At 51.1% G+C, this 19,307-nt stretch carries 14 protein-coding genes; 4 read left to right on the top strand and 10 right to left on the bottom strand.

Going from position 1 to position 19,307, the window contains the following annotated elements:
* Positions 1–11: 11 nt before the first annotated feature.
* From fhuB to CRG97_RS01110, 5 genes are all read right to left on the bottom strand, one after another.
* On the bottom strand, positions 12–2,117 hold the full coding sequence (fhuB, locus tag CRG97_RS01135) for a Fe(3+)-hydroxamate ABC transporter permease FhuB (RefSeq protein ID WP_343225180.1): 2,106 nt from the start codon (positions 2,115–2,117) through the stop codon (positions 12–14).
* Positions 2,114–3,148, bottom strand: a complete 1,035-nt coding sequence (locus CRG97_RS01130) for an ABC transporter substrate-binding protein (RefSeq protein WP_098741364.1) — start codon at positions 3,146–3,148, stop codon at positions 2,114–2,116. The genes fhuB and CRG97_RS01130 overlap by 4 nt, the downstream gene beginning before the upstream one ends.
* Before the next feature lie 622 nt (positions 3,149–3,770).
* Positions 3,771–4,697: a hypothetical protein gene (locus CRG97_RS01120; RefSeq protein ID WP_153047479.1), complete on the bottom strand. Its 927-nt coding sequence runs from the start codon at positions 4,695–4,697 to the stop codon at positions 3,771–3,773.
* Positions 4,698–4,922: 225 nt separating this feature from the next.
* Complete coding sequence (locus CRG97_RS01115) at positions 4,923–6,692, bottom strand: oleate hydratase (protein WP_098741362.1); 1,770 nt, start codon at positions 6,690–6,692, stop codon at positions 4,923–4,925.
* A 112-nt stretch (positions 6,693–6,804) separates the two neighbouring features.
* Positions 6,805–7,371, bottom strand: coding sequence for a TetR-like C-terminal domain-containing protein (locus tag CRG97_RS01110; protein WP_098741361.1), 567 nt, complete (start codon positions 7,369–7,371; stop codon positions 6,805–6,807).
* A gap of 402 nt (positions 7,372–7,773) precedes the next feature.
* Between CRG97_RS01110 and CRG97_RS01105 the strand changes: the two genes are divergently transcribed.
* The 3 genes from CRG97_RS01105 to CRG97_RS01095 all read left to right on the top strand — a co-directional run bounded on the left by CRG97_RS01105 (position 7,774) and on the right by CRG97_RS01095 (position 10,968).
* Positions 7,774–9,294 carry a flavocytochrome c gene (locus CRG97_RS01105; RefSeq protein ID WP_098741360.1) on the top strand — a complete coding sequence of 507 codons (1,521 nt, stop codon included), beginning with the start codon at positions 7,774–7,776 and terminating at the stop codon, positions 9,292–9,294.
* A 120-nt stretch (positions 9,295–9,414) separates the two neighbouring features.
* Positions 9,415–9,726 (top strand): ArsR/SmtB family transcription factor, encoded by a 312-nt coding sequence (locus CRG97_RS01100; RefSeq protein WP_098741359.1) that lies wholly within the window; start codon positions 9,415–9,417, stop codon positions 9,724–9,726.
* 117 nt (positions 9,727–9,843) lie between these two features.
* Positions 9,844–10,968, top strand: a complete 1,125-nt coding sequence (locus CRG97_RS01095; RefSeq protein WP_098741358.1) for an NADH:flavin oxidoreductase — start codon at positions 9,844–9,846, stop codon at positions 10,966–10,968.
* Positions 10,969–11,362: 394 nt separating this feature from the next.
* Here CRG97_RS01095 and aroC read toward each other — a convergent pair whose 3' ends face one another.
* Positions 11,363–12,421, bottom strand: a complete 1,059-nt coding sequence (aroC, locus tag CRG97_RS01090; protein WP_098741357.1) for a chorismate synthase — start codon at positions 12,419–12,421, stop codon at positions 11,363–11,365.
* Positions 12,422–12,530: 109 nt separating this feature from the next.
* On the opposite strand from aroC, the gene CRG97_RS01085 reads away from it, so the two are divergent.
* The gene (locus CRG97_RS01085; protein WP_098741356.1) at positions 12,531–13,415 is read left to right on the top strand and encodes a LysR family transcriptional regulator; all 885 of its coding nucleotides are present in this window, start codon (positions 12,531–12,533) and stop codon (positions 13,413–13,415) included.
* A 230-nt stretch (positions 13,416–13,645) separates the two neighbouring features.
* Here CRG97_RS01085 and CRG97_RS01080 read toward each other — a convergent pair whose 3' ends face one another.
* The 4 genes from CRG97_RS01080 to CRG97_RS01065 form a co-directional block, all read right to left on the bottom strand.
* Positions 13,646–15,901, bottom strand: a complete 2,256-nt coding sequence (locus CRG97_RS01080) for an FAD-dependent oxidoreductase (protein WP_098741355.1) — start codon at positions 15,899–15,901, stop codon at positions 13,646–13,648.
* Positions 15,902–15,953: 52 nt separating this feature from the next.
* Positions 15,954–16,781 (bottom strand): carbohydrate ABC transporter permease, encoded by an 828-nt coding sequence (locus CRG97_RS01075; RefSeq protein WP_098741354.1) that lies wholly within the window; start codon positions 16,779–16,781, stop codon positions 15,954–15,956.
* Between the two features lie 12 nt (positions 16,782–16,793).
* The gene (locus CRG97_RS01070) at positions 16,794–17,675 is read right to left on the bottom strand and encodes a carbohydrate ABC transporter permease (protein WP_098741353.1); all 882 of its coding nucleotides are present in this window, start codon (positions 17,673–17,675) and stop codon (positions 16,794–16,796) included.
* Between the two features lie 211 nt (positions 17,676–17,886).
* A complete protein-coding gene (locus tag CRG97_RS01065) occupies positions 17,887–19,218 on the bottom strand; it encodes an ABC transporter substrate-binding protein (RefSeq protein ID WP_098741352.1) in 1,332 nt (443 codons plus the stop codon).
* Between the last annotated feature and the right edge of the window lie 89 nt (positions 19,219–19,307).

Raw genomic sequence — 19,307 nt, 5'->3', positions numbered from 1 at the left:
CATCATGACGGTTATTTCTTCTTCAGCTTATTGGTTTTCCCCATCAGATATAACAGATAAGGCGCACCCAGAAGCGCGGTAACGATACCCGAAGGCAATTCCTTCGGAATCATGACCACTCTCCCGATCCAGTCTGCCCCAGCCAGCAAAATTCCGCCGAGCAGCGCCGCGATGACCATCGATTGCCGATGGCGGGCGCCGACCAGCATCCTGGCGGCATGCGGCGCAAGCAGTCCGATAAAGCCGACCGAGCCGACATTGGCTGCGGCAATCGAAGCCAACAGCACCGCAATGATGGCCACATACATCCGGGTATTCCGCACATGAAGGCCAAGACCGGTGGAGCTTTCTTCGCTGAACGTCAGCAGATCCACCTTCCGCCCGAGCCATGCAGCCAGCGGCAGCAGGATCAGAATGGCGGGAACAATCCGCTGCACCTCCGTCCAGCCCCGGTTATACGTGCTTCCCGCCATCCAGGATAATGCGGGCGCTACGTCGACCTTCGCGTGAATGATCATCAGATTGATGATGGCAGAACCAAGCGCGGCGACGGCAATGCCGACCAGCGTAAGAATCGTCGGATGAAGTCCTCTCTTCCAGGACACCGCATATACCAAAGCGGCTGCAGCCATACCCCCGAGAACCGCACCGACCGGTACCCAGCCAGCCGACAATTGCGGAAAGCCTACCATCAGAAGCAGTGCGCCCGCACCGGCTCCGCTGGTCACCCCGATCACCTGGGGATCCCCCAACGGATTCCGGACCGCATTCTGCAGAAGACTGCCGCTGACGGCCAGTGCCATGCCAGACAAACCGGCAGTCAACAGCCTGGGCAAGCGGAACTCCAGCAGAATCTGGCGATACATCGACTCGCCGCCTCCCGTAAGCACGGCCAGCACTTCCGTGAAGGGAATGCGCAGACTGCCGCTCATCAGGCTGAATACCCATACCAGCACCAGCAGCACGCTGAACAGCGTTACCAAGGCCGGATAAGGTATCCGGCGCAGGCTCGTGCCCGCCATGGCCGATCCGCCGGAAGCCCCGCGCCCTCCGATCAACGAGCGGGATACCCGCATGGCAAGCCAGATGAGGCACGGAGCCCCGATCATGGCCGTAATGGCCCCGACCGGAAGCTCACCGTAGGCGTTTATGAACATCCTGGCCACCGTGTCGGCCCCGACAAGCAGTGCAGAGCCCCATAAGGCAGCCAGCGGAATTAACCCCGCATGCCGGACCACCCCGGACAGGCGGACCAGATGGGGAGCGACCAGCCCGATAAAGCCGATCGGACCCACTACACTAACGGTTACACAGGCCAGCACAATGGCTGCCCCCATCGCAAGCAAGCGGGTGGTGCCGACTTTTTGGCCAAGGGAACGTGCCGACTCTTCATTGAGGGTCAGAATGTCCCACTGGCGTACCGCCAAACACAGCACGATCAATCCGCCAATGATCCACGGCCATGAAAAAGCTACGCCATCCCAGTCATTCTGAATTAGCGAGCCGGAGCCCCACAGAAAAATCCCCTGCGTCGTTTGCTGGTTCAGCAGCACCAGCGCACTCGTAACGGAGGATAAAACCAGGGTGACAATCATCCCGGACAATGCAATCCGCAAGGGGGAGCCCTGCGTTTTTCCCGCCAGCGCATAAACCGCTACAGCCGCCAGTGTTCCTCCTGCCACAGCCAAAGGAAGGGCATACTGATGCAGCAGTCCCGGCCAGAAGATCATCCCCGCCACGACGGCCAAATAAGCGCCGGCATTCACGCCAAGCGTTGTCTCCGATGCCAGCGGGTTGCGCGTGACGGTCTGCATAAGCACACCCGACACCGCCAAGGCCGCGCCCGATAATAGGCCCATCACTGTTCGAGGAAGGCGCACGCTGCGGATGAGATGATGATCTGCAATATCCTGAGGAGACACCAAAGCCTGGACCACCGTTTTGACGGATATATCCGCTAGCCCTTGCGTCAAGCTGATAAATGTGAGAAATAACAGAGCCACAAGACCTCCAGCCAGCATCCATAACGGCTTCCAGCCCCTACCTGAGGAAACGGGTGGGGCTGGATGGATGCTCATCGGCGCGGAGCCTTGTGCCAGTTTCTTGCCGAGACTCATTTTGTGAGCAGATCAGCTGTCTTCTGAGCCATGGTTTGGGCAGACAATGGGCCGCCGTATGGCCACATGTCACCGCCAAGTGCATACACGCGGTCTTCTTTAACAAAGTTCAGACCTTTCCATACCGGATTGTCCTTCAATTGGTTCTCGATGACGTTATCGCTATCCTGAATCATATGCAGGAAATTTGCATCCTGAAGGGCAGGCAATGCCTCTACGTCCCCAGTGGTAAATCCATAAACCTCAAATTGATTAGGCTTATGGGCATTGGTTAACCCGATGTGCTCCAGAATTTTGACGGCCAGGGAATTGTCCGTCGAAATCCGGAACGTCACCGCATTCTGGTTACTGTACCCCATCGCCAGCGCAAATGGTTTTTCCGTCATACCGGCAGCTTCAAGCTTGGCTTTGGCGTCGGCATAGGTTTGATCCAGGTCGCTAAGCACTTTTGCAGCTTCGTCTTTTTTGCCAAGCACGTCAGCAATCGTATTAAAGGTATTAACCATCTCTTCATATTGGTCCCCTTGTCCCTCAACCGGATAAGGATCGAATACCAATGTTGGCGCGATGCTGTTGTAAGTATCATAGCCAGCTTCAAGATTCGATTTCAAACCGATGATCAGGTCCGGCTTCAAGGAAGCGATAAGCTCGAGATTCGGCTCTTGACGAGTGCCGACATCGGTCACGTCCGAACCGATCTCCACCGGAATGTTTACCCATTGGTTCATCCCCTCAATATCTGCAATGCCGACGGGCTGAACGCCGAGCGCAAGGACATCTTCCGCGTAAAGCCACTCCAGTGCGACAATACGCTTAGGAACGCCAGTGATTTCCGTTTCGCCCAGGGCGTGCTTAATGGTTCGGGTCTCCGGCGTGGCCTCGGTGTTATCCCCACCCTGTGCAGCCTCTTGATCCGAATTAGGTGCCGCGGTGGAGCCGCTTCCTTGGTTGGATGCTGCGCCTCCGCCACAACCGGCTAAAACCAAAGCAAATATCAATACGATAAACACGAGACCCTTCATACTGCGCATCGAATTTCTCCCCCTCATACCCTCTATGTATTGTAGATATTGTTTATTAATAATAATTATTGAGAACAATTATCATTATCAATACTCAGCACAATGATAATTATTCTCATTAAGATTGTCAATAGAATTTATGAAGATTGTCTGAACCCTCCATGAATCTGCCTTTTCTGCCATGAATATGGGATTCGATCTTTACAGAACATTAGATGTATAACATAATCTTACTAATTATTTCTACAAACTTAGCGTCTACCATTCATTCTCGTGCCTTATATCCGCTTTAACAAAACAACCGAAAAGAGAGGGATCTCCATGCGTGACACCCCCCCACTCCGGCTGCAGAGAGCGACTTTCCCATTAAAGCCGGCAAACCTGCACGGCAAGCCCTTATCGTCGCAGGCTATCATCAGCTTGCCGACCTCACCCAGGCATCCGAGAAAGAACTGCTGGCGCTTCACGGGGTAGGACCCAAAGCGATCCGAATACTGCGCGAAGCACTTGCCGAGAAGGGCCTAGCCTTCAAAGAATAAATAAACACGATAGGTCTCCTGAGGCCATAAGGACCAGGGATCTATCGTGTTTGTTTATTCCCATATTCGTATGAATCCCAGGACTCCAACATTTAGGACTTATACATTTTTCTATAAGTATCCCTATGCTTCGCCCCGTCGCCTTCGATCACGCTCACCAAGTAATCCCCGTATTCCTCTATATAATCAAAATGCAAATTGGATCCGGTATTTAAGAAGGCAATGATTAGATCCGGGCTTGTGCACGTTTCGATGATTTGCATTCCATGTTGCTCCGCGTACCGCCTAAAATGTTCCCAAAAATGAATTTCGGTTTCCGCTATGATTTCATCCTTGCTTTGGCAGTGGACATTGCCCAGGAACTTCAGATTTTCCCCTATCAGCTCCCGATTGTTATCGTAAAAAATTTCCATCAGCCAATGTTTAAACTCAAATCCCAAAATGGTGCCGGATATACCGCTGTGGCTATCTTTGGCGGAGCACTTCATCAATAAATCGTCCAAACCGCGGTTTTCATGGCCGGGAAGGTTAAAGAATCCCCCCTGTTTCAAGTACTGGATTAGGGATAAATTCAAACTCTCCATCTCAAGGATTGCGGGTTCCAAAAGTGATAAGTTCATCAGCCTTTTGTTTCCGAACTGGCTGGTTATTTCGCGGATCAGATAATCATCATGAGCCTTGGAGTAATGAAACGTCAATCGCAATCCGTTACTTAATACGGCTCTGATGCTATTTTTGGTTTTTGTGCATCTTTGGATGATCAATCCCTGTTCCTTCGCATAGTCCTCGAAATAAGGCCAGAAATGGATCTCACAGCTTCTTATGATCTTATCTTTGTCTTGGATTTTTGACAGTCGCTTATAATCAAGAAGAGAGCCATAGTAATGATCTTGCACATACACCAGCGTCAAATCGCAATGCCGATACTCAAAATCCAATCGAATGCCTTTGGTGCTCCTGCTGCTGAATTGACAGGCAAGCATCCACTCGTGGAGGGGGATTCCCTGGTTCTCAGGCATTTCGATGAACCCGCCATACTTCATAAAGTTGTTCAACTGCGCAAAGTTTCGAAATTCATCTCCGCATCTAATTTATAGCACCCCGCTCCTTCATTTTTGCAATGTTTACCTATATTATAACATCTGAGGATGCTCCAGTTTTTTATGTAGAATAAAGCAGCGCACCAATCTTGGGATTGGTGCGCTCGTTGATGCTCCATATCATCTTTGACAATGGAACTTCGACTATATGATGTTATAGCGTTTCAGTAAATCTTCGATGACAGTTCCGGAAACTTTTTTTAAAGCCTGCTTTTCTAATAAGTTCATGATCAACGGAAGCTTCAAATCGGTTAGTTTTTTACCGTCCATCATTTTGGAAGTGGAGTCCAGCAGTACGCGGACGTCATAGCAGGAGCCGAATACTTCAGGTACGCCGCGGTCCACGTTTAATAAGGTATACACGGCTTCCATTGCCGTTCTAACCGAATATTCGGTTGTAAATACGGTGTCGCGAACCGTGTCGGCAAACTGTCCGATAAACGCGAAGTTGACGCAACCATCCGGAACTACTTTTGGCCGGTCTCCTTCTGTTCTCGGCATGAAAAATGCCGTAATGTAAGGCATCATGGTCGGGATGCAGCGGGCAGAGTTGGCAGCCATGTCCGCAATTTCATGCTCAGGCACACCCATATGGTACAGCCATTCCATCGTAATTTCCTCGCCGGTACATTCTCTCATCGGCTTCTTGACGTAATCGCCCGGCACATCGGTGAATAATCCATACACCCACACCACAAGCTGATCCTTCGGCTGCTCTTTGAAATGCGGTTGACGATTTAGAGTGTAACTCATGAGCCACTTGGAATCCTTAACGGACACGATGCCGCCGGTAACGACCTTTCCGCTGAACGGGTCGCGTTTACAGATTTTTCTGATATAAGGCGGGATTCTGTCATCAAGGGTCGTAACGGTTGCCGATTCCCAGTTCGTCGCTTCCGTATTCGTGCAGAATTTATCGGGGCGCCCAAAGGATGGATCCTGCTTGGCGATATTCCTCCAGAGCTCCCAGCAGCCGCCTGTGGAACGATTGAATTCAGCCGCACGATGATGGTCGCCCGAAGAAGAACTTTCCGTGCAGCTGCCATTTGTCACAAACACCAAATCATCTTCCGTTAAATCGATATATTCCTCGTTGCCAGCACGGCGACATACCATTTGCTTGGCAACCTTCTTATTACCTTGAATATCAAATACTACATTCGTGACCGTTGTATCATATTGGAAATGAACGCCATGCGACTGCAAATATTTCATCATTGGCAGAATCAATGACTCATATTGATTATATTTCGTAAATTTTAGCGCCGAAAAATCAGGCAGTCCGCCAATATGGTGAATGAATCTTTGAATGTAAAGCTTCATCTCCAAAGCGCTGTGCCAATCTTCAAAGGCAAACATCGTTCTCCAGTAAAGCCAGAAATTCGAGGCAAAGAAATCCTCCGTGAATACATCGGTAATTTGCTTATCATACAAATCTTCGTTTCGAGTAAAGAATAACTTCACGATTTCCAGCGAAGCTTTTTCACTCAGAGCAAATTTTCCATCCGTATGGGCATCCTCGCCTCGGTTAACCGTGGCTCTCATTAGAGAATAGTTCGGATCTTTCTTGTTCAGCCAATAAAACTCATCCAAAACCGATGCGCCTTCAATTTCAAGAGACGGAATGGAACGGAACAAATCCCACAAGCATTCAAAATGATCTTCCATTTCCCGTCCACCGCGAATAATAAAACCTTTATCGCTGTCATGAATTCCGTCGCAGGCACCTCCGGGAAGACTAAGCTCCTCCAGAATGTGAACCCGTTCTCCCTTCATTTGGCCGTCGCGCACAAGGAAGCACGCAGCTGCCAGAGAGCCTAAACCGGCTCCAACCAGATATGCTGATTTTTTGTCGACATCGACCGGTTTTTCCGGACGGGCAAACGCTTCATAATTTCCATTGCTATAATACATTCCAGTCACCTCCGAATTGATTCTAGCAACTTCATCATAAGAAAATATTCGGAGGTCTCCCATAGACAATGTCCGCCTAATGTCGAAACTTTCGACAAAAGCTTAATATTGTCTAATAATCGTGGTGCGATTTAAACTTTTCAAGCGCGAAAAAAATATCCCCTTGAATCAAAATGCTTAGCCGGTCCACAATCGCAGCGGGCTCTTCCTTCATCCCTTTAGCAATCCAATCCAGCATCAGCCCTACAAACGCATATTTATAAAAGTCAGCGATAAACGACTTATCCTCATCCCTGATCGACATCGTAACGGCCTTTTCATCGATAACCCCTATCAAAAGATTATACGTTACGTTAAATAGGTACCTTTCCAGCTGCTCTCGTTTAATCGAATGATAGACGCTCGTCACAAACGCCTTGTTTTTCAGCACATACTCAAATATTTGCAATAGGCCCTGCTGCCACGTGTCATATGTTTTCTTGCCATCCAGCGCTATGGTAGCCTCGCTCGTGCAAATCCACTCCACAAGATCATAAATATCCTTGAAATGATAATAAAACGTTTGGCGATTTACTTCGCAGTCCTCAACAATATCAATAACGGTTATCTTATCAAGCGTTTTTTTCTCAAGCATTTTTTTTAGCGATAGGGCAAGCGCCTTTTTTGTTGTTTGTGCCATAAAACCCCTCCAATCAAGAACGTGATCATCCACAAAGGCAATTATCAGATTATACATCTTCATTATAAAGGAACTCAACGCGAAAAAGCGGTATCCCTATGAGGCAAAATAAATTGGAAACACGCAAAAGTCGAGAAGATCGTAACCCGGTGGCATCGTTATAAATAAAACTCAATACATATTGTGAAATAATTCACCACTTAATTGACTGCTCTATATTACAATGAAGTGGACCTAACGAGGCTGACCAGAGGGAGGCAACCGGGGAAGATCTGAGATTCGAAGAATAAAGGCAACGCTTACGTTCCCTTTCGTTTCTCGTTATTCTACGTTACGACCTCCTTTTTCGTTTGGCTCTTTATGGTCAACTAAATAGATATAGAGAAAATGGAGGGTTACACAGTGAAAAAGAAAGTTGCAGCAACGCTTATACTCATTCTCTCTTTCATGCTCGCCATCGCGGGATGCGGCAGCGGGAAACAGGATCAGAGTCAGGACACCGAGAAAAAGGAAGAAGCCCAGGAAACAGCCGTTTCGGGTGCGTCCCAAACCGGTTATACGCCGATCGATCAGCTCAAAGAAAAGTATGATATCATCATCGTCGGTGCAGGCGGAGCAGGTATGTCTGCTGCCCTTGAGGCAAAAGATAAAGGCATGAACCCGGTTATTTTTAAAAAAATGCCGATTGCCGGCGGGAATACCATAAAATCATCTTCGGGCATGAATGCTTCCGAAACCAAGTTCCAACAAGAACAGGGCATTAAGGACAACAACGATTTATTTTATGAAGAGACTTTAAAGGGCGGTCATGGAACCAACGACAAAGACATGCTTCGTTTCTTCGTTGACAATTCGGCAAGCGCGATCGATTGGCTGGATTCCATCGGGATTCGGTTGAACAATATCACCATTACGGGCGGCATGAACGAAAAGCGCACGCACCGTCCTGAGGACGGCTCGGCGGTAGGACAATACCTTGTCAACGGACTGGTGAAAAATGTACAAGAACAAGAAATCCCGCTATTCGTCAATTCCAAGGTAACGGATATTACGGAAAAAGACGGCAAGGTAAACGGCGTCAAAGTTATCTTCAACGAGAATGATGAGAAAAATATTGCAGCAGATGCCGTCGTTGTGACAACCGGCGGTTTCGGAGCCAATATGGACATGATTTCCGAAGTTCGGTCCGATCTGAAAGGGTACGTGACCACCAACCAGGAAGGCAGCACCGGTGACGGCATCACCATGATTGAAAAACTCGGCGGTACAACGGTCGATATGGATCAAATCCAGGTTCACCCTACGGTGCAGCAGGAGAAATCTTATCTCATCGGGGAAGCCGTTCGGGGAGAAGGAGCCATCCTCGTGACCAGCCAAGGCAAACGTTTCACAAACGAGCTGGATACTCGGGACAACGTCACCGGCGCCATCAATAAGCTTCCTGAAAAATCGGCTTATCTTGTGTTTGATTCCGGGGTAAAATCCCGCGTCAAAGCGATTCAGCAATATGAGAAAATGGGCTTTGTCATTCAAGGTGATTCGATCGAGGCTTTGGCCAAAGAAATGGGCGTTCCAGCTGATCAGCTTAAAGCCACTCTGGATACATGGAACAGTGCGGTGAAGAACAATAAAGATACCGAATTCAACAGAACGACAGGCATGGATAACGACTTGTCCGGAGCGCCATACCATGCCATCCAAATCGCCCCCGGTATTCACTACACCATGGGCGGCGTAAAAATCAACACGAACACGGAAGTTTTGGATAAAGACGGCAAGCCTATTCCAGGATTGTTTGCAGCCGGTGAACTAACAGGCGGATTGCACGGTCAAAACCGGATCGGTGGCAACTCTGTTGCCGAGATCATTATTTTCGGCCGCCAAGCCGGCATCAAATCAGCTGAATTTGTGGGAGCACGGTAAGCTGTAGTCTGCATCCTTCATACGGCAAAACAATAAATGCTTGGTTTCGTCGGTATCCTCCGATAGCCATCTTTTTAAAAACCATATTTACATTTCTATAAAAATAGATATAATAAGCATATGGATACCTTACAAACCATCAAAGCACTATCAAACGAGTCCCGGTTTAAAATCCTGGAGTGGCTGAAGCATCCCGAGGAACATTTTGATCCGCAGGATCACATGCCTTCTAAATGTGATTTTCAGGGCGGTATCTGCGTGGGCTCCATTTCGGATAAAACAGGACTCGCTCAGTCGGTCGTTTCTGGATATCTGGTAAAATTGCAAAAGGCCGGTCTACTGGAATCCCATCGAGCGGGCCAGTGGACATATTACAGACGTAATGAGGAGGGCATTCAGCGTTTTATCGAACAACTCAAGAAAGAGCTTTAGGCTTAAAAAGCAAATTCAAATTGAAGATTAAGCTTAAAAGCTCTTTCTTTTTATCATATATATCTATTTTTATGAAAATACAGAAAAGCATATTAAACATATTGGAGGATTCCATACATGACCAACCAAAATCAAAATGTCCGATCTACAGCATCCCTATTCGAGCCATTTACCATCGGTAACCTTACTCTTTCGTCCCGCGTGGTGATGGCCCCTATGACGCGCGGGTTCTCCCCGAATGGCGTTCCGGGTCCGGATGTGGCCGCTTACTACCGCCGCCGTGCGGAGAATGGCGTCGGATTGATCATTACCGAAGGAACACTGATTAACCATCCAGCGGCTACCGATAGCCCCAATGTGCCTAACTTCCATGGTGAAGCCGCATTGAACGGCTGGGCCGAGGTGGTCCGTCAGGTCCATGAAGTCGGCGGTAAGATCATGCCGCAAATTTGGCACATCGGCATGACAAGACCAATAGGTGCCGAGCCAAATCCGGAGGCACTACCGATCGGACCATCCGGACTTGACCTGGACGGCAACATCGTCACGAAGCCGATGACCAAGGATGAGATCGAGCAGGTCATTCAAGCTTATGCCGATGCGGCTGCGAATGCCAAGCGCATTGGCTTTGACGGGGTAGAAATCCATGGTGCTCACGGATACCTGATCGACCAATTCCTCTGGGAAAGAACGAACCAACGTACCGATGAATACGGAGGTGACATGCTGAAGCGTGCCCGCTTTGCGGTCGAAGTGGTGAAAGCCGTACGTCAAGCGGTGGGTCCGGACTTCCCGGTTGCCATTCGCCTATCCCAATGGAAGACGACCCAATATGAAGCCAAGCTGGCGGATACGCCTGAAAAGCTGGGTCAGTTGTTAACCGCGCTGTCAGACGCTGGAGTCGATATATTCCACTGCTCGACCCGCCGCTTCTGGGAGCCTGAATTCGAAGGTTCTGACCTGAACTTTGCTGGATGGGCCAAGAAACTGACAGGGAAAACGGTCATCTCCGTTGGTTCTGTCGGCTTGGATGAAGTGTTTACCAGCCTCTTCACCCAAGGCAAGGGTGCCGGCCAGAAGGACCTTGAAGAGCTGCTGAACCGCCTTGAGGAGCATGAATTTGACCTGGTTGCCGTAGGCCGTGCCCTACTGGCTGATCCGCAATGGGCTGCTAAGGTTCGAGACGGACGTTTCGACGAGTTGGCACCATTCACGCCGGATTCCTTGAAAACTCTGGTTTAATGCGATTTCAGTCCCACCCCCCGGGACTTGTAGCCGCATTGGATCTTTAAATATAAGAAAAACGTCTATCAACGTACTTTCACAGTAAACAGATCGCATTTAACGGAAGTTTTTCTTGCGAGATAAGGATGCTAAGCCTCGGATGTTTATACTTTCTTATCTCTTAAACCAAAAACCGGAAGAAGACTTCAGTCTCTTCCGGTTTTTGGCTGTATAATAACCTGCTCTTACCGCTAACTTGGACAACCTGCCGCTCATGGGACGGCCGCAGACAGCTCAATTCAACGAACCACACCCAAAGAATTAACGTGGCGAATATACCGTCGAAAATAACGATGGCTGAGATGACGACACTGCTGACGCTCTTGGGCCGGATTCATCCATATTGTTCCTGCTATTCGTCCTGCAAGGCAGCTTGACGCTTGTAATGATCCTCGATTACCATGCAAGCCATCGCTTCAATCACGGGTACGACGCGGGGACAGATGCATGGATCGTGCCTGCCGATCGTCGCAATCTCCCGTTCGGTGCCATCTACATCGACCGTCTGTTGAGGGATAGAAATGGATGAAGTCGGCTTTACGACGACTCGGAACACAATGTCCGCACCGGTGCTGATACCACCGATGATCCCGCCGGCATGGTTCGTCCGGAACCCTCCTGCGTCCATCTGATCGTTGTGTTCGCTTCCCCGCATAGAGGCTGCCTGGAAGCCCGTCCCGAATTCAATGCCCTTAATCGCGCCGACAGATAACATAGCCTTCGCTAACTCAGCATCAAGCTTGTCGAATACGGGCTCCCCCAGTCCTGCGGCAATGCCGCTAATTCGGCATTCGACGATCCCCCCGCAGCTGTCGCCCTCTTCGGCCAGTCGTTCGATCCTCTCGATCATGCGAACGGCCGCTTCAGGATCACACGCACGAACTGCATTCCGTTCGATAGCATCGGCGTCGAATTGCTCGCAGCGGATGCCGCCAATCTCCGTGGTATAAGCCATGATGGAGACGCCCCGACGTTCCAGAAGCTTGCGAGCCACTGCTCCGGCAGCCACTCGCGCAGCTGTCTCCCTTCCCGAAGCTCTTCCGCTACCGCGATAGTCGCGGATCTTGTATTTCTTTTCATAAGTGAAATCCGCATGCCCGGGCCGGTAGGCCGATTTGATTGTGTCGTATGCCGACGGGCGCATGTCGGTGTTGTTAAGCATGATGCACAGTGGCGTTCCCGTCGTTCGCCCCTCGAAAAGACCGGATAAAATTCGTATCTTATCGTATTCCTTGCGAGGAGTTGTAACTGAAGATTGCCCGGGTCTTCTTCGATCCATCTGAATCTGAATGTAGGCCTCGTCCAGCTCAACGCCCGGTGTGACGCCTTCCAAAATGACCCCTACCGCTTCTCCGTGTGATTCCCCGAACGTAGTCATTTTTAACCGCTCTCCAAACGTACTCCCTGCCATGTCCATACCTCCCGAATACTTTCGATTCCTTCTCCTTCAGTTTAGAGGTATATTTGAAATAAATGAAATCGTAATATTGTAGAGTTGCCATAGAGAGGATTGATGACAAATGATCGCAAACATGGAATGGTATCGAGTGTTCCTGCATGCCGCAGAGACTTCCAATCTGACGAAAGCTGCGCAAAACCTCCATATGACACAGCCTTCTGTGAGTTACGCCATCAAGCAGTTGGAAGAAGCACTCGGTGTGGGGCTGTTCGACCGGTTATCCAAGGGGGTCCGCTTAACGCAAGAAGGTCAGGCCTTGTATCAGCATGTAAGGCAAGCATTCGACGAACTTGATTCAGCCGAACGACGCTTGAAAAGGCTACAGCAGTTCAGCGAAGGCAGGCTGAAGATTGGCGCGAACGGAGCGATCGTTAAGGACTTTCTTCTCTCCTTGCTCGACCGATTCCATGTCCGCTATCCCGACATCCGCATTCAGCTGTCACAGGAGCGGACAAGCAGCATTTTGGAGCGTTTAAAGAAAGGCTCGTTAGATCTCGGTTTTGTTCACCTGCCCGTGTCGGATGAAGAGATCCAAATCATCGACTCGCATGCCTCCCCTTATTGCGCTGTGATCGGAACGGCCTTCGCAGAATGGGCGCGAGAGCCCCTTCCTACAGAACAGTTGGCGGAGCTCCCCCTCTTAATGCTATCCCCCGGCAGCTCGACACGTTCCTTCATCGAAGGGTGGTTCCGGTCACAAGGAGTGGAAGCGGAAGCCGACTTCGAGTTGAACAGCCTGGACATGTTAGCGGAATTTGCCGAGCGCGGTTATGGAACAGCATTCTTGCCGCGAGCCTTCGTCGCGTCTCGCATCTCGGACGGTTCCTTGCTAGAGCTTCGAACAGAAACGCCATTACCGGATCGATATATTGGTGTCGCTGTTCGGAAGCAGGTGTCGCCCTCGCTGGCTGCAGGGGCATTTTTGGAGATGCTGCAGCCGAATTGATATCTTCCCGTCGAAAGAAGATTAGCATCATCAACCTTATGAATACATGATCTTGCCTACAGCAAGCCACCTTTATGATCCTTTTCGGTGACCTCTTACTAAGCGGTTATTTCAAGACGAAACCGAAATGCTAATGAGCCACGGTCGGCCTTTTGAGGGCTCGTCGAAATTCACAAACGAAATAAAGCTGGTACCCTGATGAATACAGGAGCCAGCTTTTATTTTTTTAACTAACAGTAAGCCCTCACTTCAATAACCTCGGCATAATCCGAGCCGTTCGTGCTTTCCACCACCAACCGAAGCGCCGTGCTCTGAACAGGCTCCTCCAAACGGTGGACTCTCTTCCGGCGGCGGTTATGCGCCTCCAAGTCAAGCGTAATCCAATTCCCTTCCGAATCCAGCGCCTCTAATCTATAGGCACAGACCAGCTCAGGGATGATATCGAACGGCGTACGATGATGGTGCAGATTGATCAGATCTTCATTAACGTCATCGTTGAAAATGAGGTGAATCTCACGAATCGTCCGCGCCTCTTCCCATTCCAGCTTCAACCAAGGCGTCTCCCCGTCTGCGATGCGCTCCGATACCCACATATGCGGACCGCCGAACGGACGTTTATAGCCGTCAATGACATGCTCGGGATGATAAGCATCCGTGATGCCGGTCATTCTCAGGCAAAACATTCGGCGAACCCATTTTTTCATGCTCCACTCGACAACGGGCTGGTTGTCGTCATGGTCCTCGAGCTCCTTGGACACCTGCGAGGCAGCACCGCGTTCAAAAGCAAGACATCCGCTGACGGTCCGGGAGGACAGATACAGGCAGAGATCCGGATTGCGACGAACGATGACAAACGCATTCTGCCCTTCTCCCGGCTGCCAATCAACGGGCATGGCTGCCCACTGCTGCGTTCCTGCCTTCACTTGGATCTCCGTCCGGATCTCCAGCCTGGCGGGCACGTAAATCTCCTTTTTCCCGGTGCTCCAAATTTCTACGGTCAGTTGAGTATCCCGCTTCGCATCGATTAGCCATTCCAGTTCCCCGCTCAGACCCGGATCGGCCGGCATCAGCACGGCGATGTCCCGCTCCAGCGGGTAAGGCGCCTCCGCCTCCTCGATCGCGATCCTGGACAGGTGGGACGATGCGCTGACCTTGGCGCTTCGGGCCAGATCATGCGGATCGCGGTTTGCAACCCCGAGCACGGAGGCATCCTGCTTCAGCAGCGTCTGCTGAAGCTCCCCGCTCCGGCTGCGGGACAGCTCGCGCGGCGTGACGCCATGCTGGACGCACAGAGCCGCAGCCGTGCCGGCCGCTTCCCCCAGGACGGCGCAGGTCGCCATCACCCGCGTGGTGCCAAAGGCCACGTGGGTGGCGCTGATATTGCGCCCGGCAAACAACAGGTTGGTCACGTTCGCCGAATACAGGCTGCGGTACGGGATGTGGTAATTCCCGTCCGCATGCATATGCTTCGAGCCGCTCTCTTCGGCGTACATGCCCTGCGGCGGATGCAGATCGATCGACCAGCCGCCGAAGGCCACCCGATCCTCGAACGGCTCTTGGGCCATAATGTCGTTCTGCGTCAGCACATAATCGCCGACAAACCGGCGGTACTCCCGCTTGCCCGGCTGGGCCCCGACCCACTCCAGCGTCATATTGCCGGCATCGAACTTGCCGGAGTTTTTGATATAATCCCAAATGCCGTAAATGACCGACCACAGCTCGTCGCGGATCCGCTCATTGTCATGTACGGTGTCGAGCTCTCCGCCCCATTCGATCCACCAGTAATGGCAGCCCGAGTCGCCGCTGCGGATGACCCGCTTGATCGGGATTGGCGTCTTCGTAATGTCCTTGGCAAAGACGGGCGGCACGAATTTCACCGGATGTCCGGCATCCTTCGTGTAGAACAGCAGCGTGCTGCCGAGCGTCACATCGTCCGCCGTTTCCGGCGCCCATTCCTCCCCGTATTCGCTGCGGGCTTCCCGCCCGAGCCGGTATTTCGCTCCCGCAAGGAATCCGACCAGCCCGTCCCCCGTGCAATCCAGGAATACGGGACTCTCAAACCGGATGCGCCGCTCCGAACCCATCATCCAACCGGTGACCGATCGGATCTGCCTCGCGTCAGGATCGCCATCCGCTTCAACCTCATGCACATCCGTGTTCAAGAACAGGGTTATGTTCAGTTCGGCTCTCACGGTCTCCAATACGATCAAATCCCATAGATACGGATTGCCGTCCGGATTCCGGTACTGGTTCTCCACGAACATCTCGCCCATAATGCCGGTTTCCCGGGCATAGCGGTTGATCCCGTGAGCCGTCGCGCCGCATACCCATACGCGCACCTCGCTGCTGGAGTTGCCGCCCAGAACCGGGCGGTTCTGTACGAGCGCTACCTTTTGTCCGAGCCTTGCGGCCGCCACCGCCGCGCATACCCCTGCCAAACCGCCGCCAATCACCGTTATGTCGCTTACTTCCGTTTCGTTTCTCATGCTCTGACTCCTTTCATTTTCATCCAGCTCATGTATGAGCCTGGATTCTGGGCTATCCTTTAACAGCCGAGCTTGCCACGCCCTGAATGATATATTTCTGACCGATCAGGAACACGAGAATCATCGGGATGATGCCTGCGGTCGCCGCCGCCATCATGCCGTTATAATCCACCGTATTCTCCAGAATGAAATTTTGGAGTCCCAGCGGAACGGTATACAGATCCTGATCGATCAAAAACACCAAGGCGTTCTCGTAATCGTTCCAGTGCCAGGAGAAATCGATAATCGCCAGCGTGGCCAGCGAAGGCTTCGCCATCGGCAGAATGATCCGTGAAAAAATGCGAAAATGTCCGGCTCCGTCGATAAAGGCAGCCTCCGAAATTTCATGCGGTACGGAGAGGAAGAACTGCCGCATCATGAACACCCCGAAAATCGTGAATACCCCCGGTAATATAAGAGCCCAATGCGTGTTGTAAATACCGACCCAGTCGAACATGATGAACTTCGGCACAAACAGAACCTGGGGAGGGACCATCATCATCGAGAGATAGATCATGAACATGGCATTCCGCCCCTTGAACTCGATCCGGGCAAAGCCGTAAGCGGCTAAAGCGGACAGCAATATCGCACCGACGGTGCTGATCAAGGCAACTTTAAGCGAGTTTAGATAATAGTGGCCGAAGCTGTTCGCGCCAGTCCACACTTTCACATGATGATCCCACATGAATTGGGCGGGAATCCACTTAATCGGGTAATGGAACACTTCCGCCGGCATCTTGAACGAGGTGCTAATCATCCAGAGGAAGGGAACGATCATAACCACGCTGAAGAACAGCATAATGAGCGTGATGATTATTTTAGTATATAAGGTCTTGGTCATTGTCCTTCCTCCTTAATAGTGAACCCAGCGCTTCTGACCGATCCATTGAATGACAGTGAAGATCATAATGATGAAGAACAGCGCCCAGGAGATCGCGGATGCATAACCCATTTCGTAGTAGCGGAAGGCGTTCTGATAAATGAACAGGGACAACACCGTGGTGCTGTTGCCTGGGCCTCCCTGCGTAATGGCTTGAATGATCCCGAACTGCTTGATGGTCATAATGAGACCGGTAATGAGCAGCAGGAAGGTCGTGGGGCTAACGAGCGGCCACAAGATGCTGCGAACCGTTTGCCAGGCGCGGGCCCCGTCGATTTTGGCGGCCTCCAGCAGTTCCGTTGAGACCTCTTGCAGCGCGGCCAGGTAGATGATCATGTTATAACCGAGCATGAACCAGATCCAGATGATATCGATGGCATACATGGAGGAATCCAAGGTGGACAGCCATCCCGGGGGATTAGTTATGCCGAACGACTTGAGGATTCCGTTAATCGGGCCGTTATTCGGATGGAACAGCAGCATCCATACGAAGGCCACGGCGACGCCGCTGGTGATGTAAGGCATGAAATATAAGGCGCGGAGCAGCTTTTTTAAATACACCGAGCGGTTCAAAACCACGGCGACGAGGAAAGCCAGTCCAATCGATATAGGAACGGATAACAGAAAGAACAGCGTATTTTTGATCGAAATGTAGAAGACCTCGTCGCCCAGCATTTTTTGAATATTGGCCAGACCCACGAACTTCGTGTCCGAGCTCATAAATTTGTAGTCCGTAAACATGAGATAGAACGAATACAAGGCTGGCACAATAAAAAACAGCATCACGCCGACCATGTTCGGACCGATAAACAGATAGCCGAGATACTGTTGCCGTTTCATCCAGGATGTTTTCACATAGCCCCACTCCTCTTGGTCTTTTTCATCTCAAGCATAGCAGTCGGGACCAAGCGGGGATAAGGAACAAAACCTTCGAATTTATGCTACAGAAGTATGCAATTGCAGGGTCGTGAATTTCAGCGTCTCCGTAGATTTGTTCTATTATCTCAAGCAAAAAAGGGGACCACCGCCGAAGCGATAATCCCCTTCTATTAGTGCTGATAGCCCCTTATTTGCCCTCTTTTAATAATGTATTATGCCGATTTACCATGGCTTCTAGAGTTTGATCCAGCGATTGTGCGTCCAGGAAGTACTTCTCGTACTCTTGGGCGCGCATATCCATTACCTCTTGCGGCAAGCTCCTAACGTACGTAGGCGTTTTGTCTTCGAACATGACGTGCATCAAGGAATCCAGGTCATACGTGTCTTTCTTATCGCCAAGCAGGTTATTTAACGCCTCTTCCTGATCGGCGTCCTTCGAAGCCGGCAATCTTCCGCCCGCAGCCATAGGAGCCATGCCTCCGTCCGCATACCACTTCAGGAATTCCCAAGCTTCCGCTTGTTTTTTGGATTTGGCATTAATGGAGATGTAATCTCCGAGGCCGCCCCTTGTCACGTAGCTGTCCGCACTGTCCGTTAGTCTCGGCACTTGGGCGAACGCGATGGTGAAGTCGCGCGGAAAATCCGTAAAGTTATTCGAGCTTCGCAGCAGCCAAGCCCCGATATTCAGCATGGGCACTTCCCCGCTCAGGAACACTTGCTCCACCGGCATTTTGGAAGTCAGCTGCTCTCCGAGCGGCGGCGTGGTCTTGTCCTCCTTCATCATGACGTTCAGGGTTTCCAGCCATTTTTTGACCAGCGGGTGGTCCAGATTCGAAGTTCCGTCCGCCTTGGTGTACCCCTCTTGCGATAACACCGAATCAATCGGATCGACGAACGGCTCCATATTTTGAATAAATCCGTAGTTATTGCCGACTTTGAGTTTCTTGGCATATTCGCGCAGTTCATCCCACGTCCAGTCCTTCGGAACGGGCAGGCCGGCCGCATCAAGGGCATCCTTGTTCAGCGCGACGAAGAAGGCGCTTTTCGTGGTCGGCATCCCGTAATACTTCCCGTTGATTTTCCAGCCTTCGGCGTCTGGTCCCATTTTCTCGTCAATATTGTAATCGTTGAATTGGCTCAGATCCAAGGCCAGGTTGGACTCCACCCGTTTGGACGTTTGGGAAAGCGTGTAATTCACGAACAGGTCGACATCCTGGCCCGTAATCATGGCTGTATCGAGCTTCAGGTTCCCGTCATCGTCATTGACGTAGCGGACATACTCGACTTGAATATCGGGATGCTCGGCGTTCCACGCGTCGATGACCTCTTGCGGTCCCGCCTCCGGCGGTACGCCGCCCCACATGGTTAGTTTGACCGGATCGCCGGATGAAGGCGCTTTCGAATTGTCCGTTCCTTGTCCCTCATTCGCGGATGACGCTGTTTTGCCGCCGCAGCCTGCAAGAAGACCCATTAGCAATACGCCGATGAGAAGCATCGCCCATCCTTTTTTATTTCTCACATTAGAGACCTCCCCGAGAATCATATTGGTGTGATGCCCTCTCATCGTAGCAGGGAACGGGAGCCGCTTTTAAGCTACATATCCATTCA

Source organism: Paenibacillus sp. EZ-K15 (assembly GCF_002573715.1).
In the GTDB taxonomy this organism is placed as follows: Bacteria; Bacillota; Bacilli; order Paenibacillales; family Paenibacillaceae; genus Paenibacillus_AQ.
Note: the sequence above shows the minus strand (reverse complement) of the source record. Positions and strands in the feature narration are given on the sequence as shown.